General features: G+C 56.8%; 10 protein-coding genes. 5 read left to right on the top strand and 5 right to left on the bottom strand.

The window, feature by feature from the left end:
• Positions 1-44: 44 nt before the first annotated feature.
• Complete coding sequence (gene rplU, locus ACQKPC_RS24245; RefSeq protein ID WP_427626816.1) at positions 45-359, bottom strand: 50S ribosomal protein L21; 315 nt, start codon at positions 357-359, stop codon at positions 45-47.
• 240 nt (positions 360-599) lie between these two features.
• Between rplU and ACQKPC_RS24240 the strand changes: the two genes are divergently transcribed.
• The 3 genes from ACQKPC_RS24240 (at position 600) to ACQKPC_RS24230 (ending at position 2,527) form a co-directional block, all read left to right on the top strand.
• On the top strand, positions 600-1,568 hold the full coding sequence (locus ACQKPC_RS24240) for a polyprenyl synthetase family protein (protein WP_008008687.1): 969 nt from the start codon (positions 600-602) through the stop codon (positions 1,566-1,568).
• A gap of 153 nt (positions 1,569-1,721) precedes the next feature.
• A complete protein-coding gene (locus ACQKPC_RS24235) occupies positions 1,722-2,063 on the top strand; it encodes a zinc ribbon domain-containing protein YjdM (protein ID WP_007970912.1) in 342 nt (113 codons plus the stop codon).
• A 206-nt stretch (positions 2,064-2,269) separates the two neighbouring features.
• Entirely contained in the window at positions 2,270-2,527 is a 258-nt protein-coding gene (locus tag ACQKPC_RS24230) for a hypothetical protein (RefSeq protein ID WP_095632313.1), read from the top strand.
• Between the two features lie 130 nt (positions 2,528-2,657).
• Here the strand turns inward: ACQKPC_RS24230 and ACQKPC_RS24225 are convergent, their stop codons facing one another.
• The 3 genes from ACQKPC_RS24225 to ACQKPC_RS24215 all read right to left on the bottom strand — a co-directional run bounded on the left by ACQKPC_RS24225 (position 2,658) and on the right by ACQKPC_RS24215 (position 4,392).
• Positions 2,658-3,275 (bottom strand): FKBP-type peptidyl-prolyl cis-trans isomerase, encoded by a 618-nt coding sequence (locus ACQKPC_RS24225; RefSeq protein ID WP_007901858.1) that lies wholly within the window; start codon positions 3,273-3,275, stop codon positions 2,658-2,660.
• A gap of 130 nt (positions 3,276-3,405) precedes the next feature.
• On the bottom strand, positions 3,406-3,702 hold the full coding sequence (locus ACQKPC_RS24220) for a DUF6482 family protein (RefSeq protein ID WP_007901853.1): 297 nt from the start codon (positions 3,700-3,702) through the stop codon (positions 3,406-3,408).
• Positions 3,703-3,903: 201 nt separating this feature from the next.
• Entirely contained in the window at positions 3,904-4,392 is a 489-nt protein-coding gene (locus ACQKPC_RS24215; protein ID WP_007901849.1) for a TIGR00645 family protein, read from the bottom strand.
• A 160-nt stretch (positions 4,393-4,552) separates the two neighbouring features.
• Between ACQKPC_RS24215 and ACQKPC_RS24210 the strand changes: the two genes are divergently transcribed.
• Positions 4,553-6,382 (top strand): hypothetical protein, encoded by a 1,830-nt coding sequence (locus ACQKPC_RS24210; RefSeq protein ID WP_427626812.1) that lies wholly within the window; start codon positions 4,553-4,555, stop codon positions 6,380-6,382.
• 5 nt (positions 6,383-6,387) lie between these two features.
• Here ACQKPC_RS24210 and ACQKPC_RS24205 read toward each other — a convergent pair whose 3' ends face one another.
• Positions 6,388-6,729 (bottom strand): hypothetical protein, encoded by a 342-nt coding sequence (locus ACQKPC_RS24205; protein WP_007901845.1) that lies wholly within the window; start codon positions 6,727-6,729, stop codon positions 6,388-6,390.
• Between ACQKPC_RS24205 and ACQKPC_RS24200 the strand changes: the two genes are divergently transcribed.
• The gene (locus ACQKPC_RS24200; RefSeq protein WP_427626810.1) at positions 6,728-6,973 is read left to right on the top strand and encodes a hypothetical protein; all 246 of its coding nucleotides are present in this window, start codon (positions 6,728-6,730) and stop codon (positions 6,971-6,973) included. The two genes, ACQKPC_RS24205 and ACQKPC_RS24200, sit on opposite strands and share 2 nt — an antisense overlap.
• Positions 6,974-7,012: the final 39 nt, after the last annotated feature.

The raw sequence follows: 7,012 nt of genomic DNA, 5'->3' as shown, positions 1-7,012 counted from the left end.
CTGAAACGGTGTAGCATTTTTTTGTACTTATAATTCCACTTAAATTAATCCTGAATACCGGTGATTTTGATCTCGGTGTACCACTGGCGGTGGCCCATACGCTTCATGTGGTGCTTACGACGACGGAACTTGATGATGCGGACTTTATCGTGACGACCTTGGGAGATCACTTCAGCCACAACGGTAGCGCCAGGAACAACTGGAGCGCCGATATTCACGTCGTCGCCATTGGCAACCAACAGAACGCGATCAAAAGTAACGGATTCGCCGGTAGCGATTTCCAGTTTTTCGATCTTCAGGTATTCACCTGGAGCAACTTTGTACTGCTTGCCACCAGTAACGATTACTGCATAAGACATGGTATTTCTCCGATAATCCTGCTCACCCAGCTCTTTATAAGAAGAGGTATTGGCTGGCATGGCTGCATAAGGCTGGAAGGCCTGTTTGCAATTGCGTAAGGCAGGTGCTGCCCAGGAAGTTCAGGGTGCGCGATTGTACGCAAGCTGCTTGAGCGTTGCAAGTGGTCGTCTATCGTGCCTTGACACCCGCCGACGTGGGTCCTAGCATGCCGCGCAACCCTTCTGGAGCAACTGTCGCTGATGCAACCCCAAGCTTTCTACCGCGCGGTGGCGGACGATTTTAGCGCCGTCGACGGCATCATCAAGAAACAGCTGACTTCCCGAGTGCCGCTGGTATCGAAAATCGGCGACTACATTACCTCGGCTGGCGGGAAACGCCTGCGCCCGTTGCTCGTGCTGCTGTGCGGCAAGGCACTCGGCCGTGAAGGCGATGACCTGCGCCTGCTGGCCGCGACCATCGAGTTCCTGCACACCGCCACTTTGCTGCATGACGACGTTGTCGATATGTCCGGTATGCGCCGTGGCCGCTCGACCGCCAACGCCATGTGGGGCAATGCGCCAAGCGTGCTGGTGGGCGACTTCCTGTATTCGCGCTCTTTCGAAATGATGGTCGAACTGGGCTCCATGCCGGTGATGAAGATCCTTTCGCAAGCCACGCGCATCATCGCTGAAGGCGAAGTGTTGCAGCTGTCGAAGGTCCGCGACGCCAGCACCACCGAAGAAACCTACATGGAAGTCATCCGCGGCAAAACCGCGATGCTCTTCGAAGCCTCGACCCACAGTGCCGCCGCTCTGGCCGGTGCCTCGCCGGAACAGAGCGAAGCACTGCGCACCTTCGGCGATCACCTGGGGGTGGCCTTCCAATTGGTCGACGACCTGCTGGATTACCGTGGCGATGCCGAAACCCTGGGCAAGAACGTCGGCGACGATCTGGCCGAAGGTAAACCGACTCTGCCGCTGATCTACACCATGCGCGAAGGCACTCCGGAGCAGGCCGCACTGGTTCGTCGGGCGATCCAGAAAGGTGGCATCGAAGATCTGGAAAGCATTCGCGAAGCTGTTGAAGCTTCCGGTTCGCTGGATTACACCGCGCAACTGGCCCGCGATTACGTGGCCCGTGCGATCAAGTGCCTCGACGCCCTGCCCGCCAGCGAATACCGCGATGCGCTGGTTGAGTTGAGTGAGTTCGCGGTCGCCCGCACGCATTAAGATCAAAAGATCGCAGCCTTCGGTGCTCCTACAGGTGTCCACAAAACCCTGCAGGAGCTGCCGAAGGCTGCGATCTTTTGCTTTCAGCTCCCTGCGCCTTAAAAACCCTATACAATGTGCGCTTTTTAGCGATCCTGAATCCAAGGAGCCTTAGTGAGCACGCTGCCACCCTGCCCAAAATGCAATTCCGAATACACCTACGAAGACGGCACCCAGCTGATCTGCCCCGAGTGCGCCCACGAATGGTCCGCCAGCGGTGAAGCCGAAGCGGCGTCCGATGACACCGTGAAAAAGGATTCGGTCGGCAATGTCCTGCAGGACGGCGATACCATCACCGTGATCAAGGACCTCAAGGTCAAAGGCACATCGTTGGTGGTCAAGGTCGGCACCAAGGTCAAGAACATCCGCCTGTGCGATGGCGACCACGACATCGACTGCAAGATCGATGGCATCGGCCCGATGAAACTCAAATCCGAGTTCGTCAGAAAAGTCTGAGTCTGCTGCATTCCATCCCGCGCCCGGCGCGGGATGGTGCTTCGCCCTTCCCCGAATCACCCAGCATTCCCGCGCAATAGCCAAACGCCAGTCGTTTTGACACTCAGCAATTTCCCCACAGAAAAAAACACAAACCGCCAATAGGCCCTTGCTATTTGATGAATAAGAACTATTCTCATTGAAACCCATCAATGGAGATGAGACTCATGACTTATTTGATCGATGCCTGGCTGGACCGCCCACACCCCTACCTCAGAATCCTGCATCGGGAAACCGGGGAAGTTTGTGCGGTACTTGAAGAAGAAGCCTTGAACGAACTGCAGGATCAGGGTGATCTGGACGTCAACGGTTTAAGTTCCAGCGAGCCGGTGGTGCTCAAGGAACTGGTGCGCAATCTGTTTCTGTTCTGCTATGCCCGGGCGTTGCGCCCGACCAGCGATCTGAACCATAAGATCGAACTATGAGACAACGCAAAAAACTGTGGGAGCGAGCCTGCTCGCGATGGCATCACCTCGGTTTCACGGAAAAACAGAGTTGACTGCATCGCGAGCAGGCTCGCTCCCACATTAGCCCGTCATGACGACAGGCCGGGCATTACAGAACGTCGAGCAGTTCGACGTCGAATACCAGTACGCTGTGCGGCGGAATGCTGCCAACGCCTTGAGCGCCGTAAGCCAGTTCGCTCGGCACGTACAGACGCCATTTGCTGCCGGCGTTCATCAGTTGCAGGGCTTCGGTCCAGCCAGCGATAACGCCGCCTACCGGGAATTCTGCAGGCTGACCACGATCGTAGGAGCTGTCGAACACAGTGCCGTCGATCAGGGTGCCGTGGTAGTGAGTGCGCACTTGGTCTTCACGGGTTGGCTTGGCGCCTTCACCTTGAGTCAGCACTTCGAATTGCAGGCCGGAAGCCAGAGTGGTGATGCCTTCGCGCTTGGCGTTTTCAGCCAGGAAAGCCAGGCCTTCGCCAGCAGCGGCTTCAGCCTTGGCTGCAGCTTCGGCTTGCATGATTTCGCGGATAACCTTGAAGCTGGCGGACATTTCTTCCTGACCCACACGGCTTGGCTTGCCGGCGAACGCGTCGGTCAGGCCAGCCAGGATTGCGTCCAGGCTAACGCCCGGAGGCGGATTGTCACGCAGCTGGTCGCCCAACTGACGGCCAATGCCGTAGCTGACGCGGGTTTCGTCGGTGGACAGATTTACTTCGGACATGACACTGCTCCGTTGTGCGGACGGCCCTGGAACTTGCCGTGCATGCACAGCGCATCCCGGAGCGCCCGGAATCAAAAGGGCGAGCAGACTAGCACAGATGCCGTCACGTTGATGAGCCGTGTCGGCCCTGTCACGCGGAGCGGAAGGTGATCGGTACTTTCAGGCTTTCCTCGGTGCTGGCACCGCACATTTCATCCTGAACCGAGGTATGCACGACGTTGAACGACAACTTGGGAAAGGCATGAAGCACTTCACGCGCATGCTCGACCGAGCGCAGATGCAATATCTCGCCGTGCGCATCGCGCAATGGATGCCCCGCGCCATGCATCCGTGCCTCCAGCACGTAAAACACGCCTTCCATCGAGATCAGGTTCAGCTCATCGACCTTTCCGGCGACGGCATACGCATTCAGCTCTTGCAGATTCATGAGCGCACCTCACGCGGTGGCGGGCCAGGATCTCTACATGGAATGCCTCGGCGGGCCAAAGTACAAGCCACAGACGACACCACCCGTCTGTTTCACAAAACTGTAGGAGCGTGGCTTGCCCGCGATGGCATCACCGCGGTTTATCGTCAGACCGAGGCGATGCCATCGCGGGCAAGCCACGCTCCCACAAGGATTAGTCGATCAGTGCTTGGTCAGCTTGTCCAGATAGCCCATGGCAAACGCCGACACCACGAAGGTCATGTGAATGACCACGTACCACTTCAAATGCTCGGGATCGACGTTCTTGGCGTCCATGAAGATCCGTAGCAGGTGGATGGACGAAATCGCCACGATGGACGCCGCGACCTTCATCTTCAACGAAGACGAATCCATGGTGCCTAGCCAGTTGAGCTTTTCCTTGCTGTCGTCGATATCCAGCTGAGAAACGAAGTTCTCGTAACCGGAGATCATCACCATCACCAGCAAGCCGCCCACCAGCGCCATGTCGATCAGCGACAGCAGGACCAGAATCAGATCCGACTCGGCCATCGAGAACACGTTAGGGATGACGTGGAAGACTTCCTGGAAGAATTTCAGTGCCAACGCCAGCAAGCCCAGGGACAAACCGAAATAGATCGGCGCCAGTAACCAGCGGGAGGCGTACATTGCATTTTCGATAAAGCGTTCCATTGAATCTCACACAAGGGGCTGGAAATGGCGGCGAGTATAACAGCCACCTGTTACACCCAGAAACCGCCGGAAAATCCGCAACCTGCGTGTGTGTGACAAAGTTTTTCTGCTAGTGTCCAGATGATTGACAGGTCAGCGACGTCGGACAGGAAGACTGGAAATGGATGTGCGATTGCCGTTAACGAGTGCCGGGCTTTGCTTCGCATTGTTGCTCGGTGGCTGCTCACCCAACGATGAGAAACGCCAGGTCAGCCTCGAAGAAAAGATCGCACAGTTCGAACAATCCCTGGAGACGATCGAGGACCCCAAACTCAAGGATGCCGTGGCCGAGCTAGGCGGCTCCCTATTGTTACTCGAGCGCGCACAACTCAAACTCGACACCAAACCAGTGGTCACCGAATACGGCGAAGACGCCCTCGCCGTGCTCAAGCACTACCCCACACCCCAGGCCCTGGTCGACACCTACATTAACGGTCTGCTCGTGTTACACAAGGAGTCCAGCTCGGATTACCTGACCGATCTGCAACCGGTATTCCCCTTCAACTTCAACATTCCGGGCGCGTTCCTTTTTCCTCATGGCCTGGAATGGCAATCGGTGACCCTGAGCAACAAGCGCGTCATCGCGTTCCAGCCGGAATGGTCGGAAACCGATCCCGGCATTCAGCTGAGCCCGTCGAGCTCCAACCTGACCAACCCCGATGATTTGACGGTGACCTACCCCTTCATCGAAGGCCTGGATGTGGACAAGAAGAACCAACCACAACCGGTGAGCCTGCAAGGCAAGGTGGAAGTCATCGCCCCACGCCGGCTCTACAGTTTCGACCTGACGAAAAAGGACGTCGGCCAGACTCGCACCAACGACAATCTCAGTGTCACCTTATTGAAACTGGGGGATAACTACGCCGAAATCGAATTCAGTAATAGCACGCCGCTGGCCCCCGAGATACGCGACATATCACTCACCCCATTGATCGTTCAGGCCAGGGACGCCACCGGGCAATTCCTCTCTCGTTCAGGTGCGATCAACGAAACCGCCGCGCAAATTGCGTTTTATCAAAAACAGCTGGCGCAGATGCAACTGCAGAAGGCGTGGAACGAAGCGTTCGAAAAACAGCTCGATGACGAGCAGCGTGCGTTTGAAAAGCAACAAACCCGGCATTACACCAAGGTCTACTTCAACGGGCCGATCGACACGGTCGAAGTCAGCCTGCTGGACTTCTCGACGGTCACGGTGACTCACAAGGACCTGGACCTGCCGATACGCCGCTTCGACCCGCACACCACGGAAAAAACCATCCAGCCACTGACCTTGCCGGTGGTGGTGTATGACGACCAGGCCGCGACTTGGCTCAAGGGCGCAACGCTGGGCGAGGAACAACTGAAAAAAAGCATCAGCATCAGTCAATCGGTGGATGACCTGAGTGCCGCGCGCATCGAGTTCGATCATCCCAGAAGCTTCAATGACGAGTTGCTCGGCACTTCTTTCAATCCCGGCGAAAGCCCGGTGACGTTCTTTACCCAAGATCGCAACGGCCAGCGCGATGGGCCGATCGAACTGCCGCCGGAAGCGTATCAGGTCGATCCGATACGCGGCGCCATCACCTATGATCTGAACCTGTTCCCGGAAACCCCGGCCTACGCCGTGGGCTCCATGCCGCAGTACCTGGCGACTGTCGAGCAGCAAACGTACGACGCCCGCCAATTGCCCAAAGGCCTTGAGCTCAAAGGGAATGCGTTGGTGGTGGATTTGAAACTGTTTCCCGCCCAGGACTGGCGTTTTTTCGCCAAGGACGACAGCGGCAATTATTTGAAAGAGATTCTGTCGGTCAGTCACGACGCGAGCGCGCAAGGCCCGGCGTTATTTGCAGTGCATTACTTCTATGGCCAGCCCACACGTCTGGAAACTTATCAGCGAACGAACCTCACCACCGTGCAATATGGGTTTGAGGTCAAACTCGACAAGGCTGAGCCAGGCAGCCTTGATCAATAGCCTGTTCAGTGCTCGGGCCGAAACTCGGGTCCGCTAAGGTTGCGGTAACGACCACCATTGATCTCTCGCAACTGGGCTTGCAGATGCAGGCACCAGATTTGCGGGTCGTCGGCCAGCTCGTAACCATGCAAGGTCAGACTTTCAACGATGGTGTCGAGGATCGATTCCGCCACGACCGGCCCACGGAACGGGCCTTGGGCCTTGATGGCAGAAGGCTGCTCGCCGGCCATTCCGGCGGCGAAGAGCAAGGTCCACATGCCCGTATCTCCCGCCAGCGGGCGGATAGCACATTCGATACGGGTCACAAGGCCCAGGCATTGACGGGTGAGACAGAGGTTGCGCGACATGGCGGCGACCCTCGGTAGATCCGGTATTCAGCCTCCACGGGAAGGCTGTCTCGATCCAGTGATTACTGTCGATATCCTTGAGCAGATAATAGAAGAAAAGTCTGGCTCGCACGCGAACCAGAATCAGAAGGTGCCGAGTGGTCACTGCGTGAATATTGACGCCATTTCGATGGCGCTCTTTTGCATTGAATACAGTTTGCAAAAACAACCTGTGGGAGCGGGCTTGCTCGCGAAGACGGCATAACAGTCGACATTGATGTTGAATGTTAGTCAGTCTTCGCGA

It is taken from the genome of Pseudomonas sp. NPDC089918 (assembly GCF_050280605.1).
Classification (GTDB): domain Bacteria; phylum Pseudomonadota; class Gammaproteobacteria; order Pseudomonadales; family Pseudomonadaceae; genus Aquipseudomonas.
Note: the sequence above shows the minus strand (reverse complement) of the source record. Positions and strands in the feature narration are given on the sequence as shown.

Coding starts and splice junctions, on each gene's coding strand:
- rplU (WP_427626816.1), bottom strand. CDS start 359: ATGTCTTATGCAGTAATCGTTACTGGTGGCAAGCAGTACAAAGTTGCT.
- ACQKPC_RS24240 (WP_008008687.1), top strand. CDS start 600: ATGCAACCCCAAGCTTTCTACCGCGCGGTGGCGGACGATTTTAGCGCC.
- ACQKPC_RS24230 (WP_095632313.1), top strand. CDS start 2,270: ATGACTTATTTGATCGATGCCTGGCTGGACCGCCCACACCCCTACCTC.
- ACQKPC_RS24225 (WP_007901858.1), bottom strand. CDS start 3,275: ATGTCCGAAGTAAATCTGTCCACCGACGAAACCCGCGTCAGCTACGGC.
- ACQKPC_RS24220 (WP_007901853.1), bottom strand. CDS start 3,702: ATGAATCTGCAAGAGCTGAATGCGTATGCCGTCGCCGGAAAGGTCGAT.
- ACQKPC_RS24215 (WP_007901849.1), bottom strand. CDS start 4,392: ATGGAACGCTTTATCGAAAATGCAATGTACGCCTCCCGCTGGTTACTG.
- ACQKPC_RS24210 (WP_427626812.1), top strand. CDS start 4,553: ATGGATGTGCGATTGCCGTTAACGAGTGCCGGGCTTTGCTTCGCATTG.
- ACQKPC_RS24200 (WP_427626810.1), top strand. CDS start 6,728: ATGGCGGCGACCCTCGGTAGATCCGGTATTCAGCCTCCACGGGAAGGC.
- ACQKPC_RS24205 (WP_007901845.1), bottom strand. CDS start 6,729: ATGTCGCGCAACCTCTGTCTCACCCGTCAATGCCTGGGCCTTGTGACC.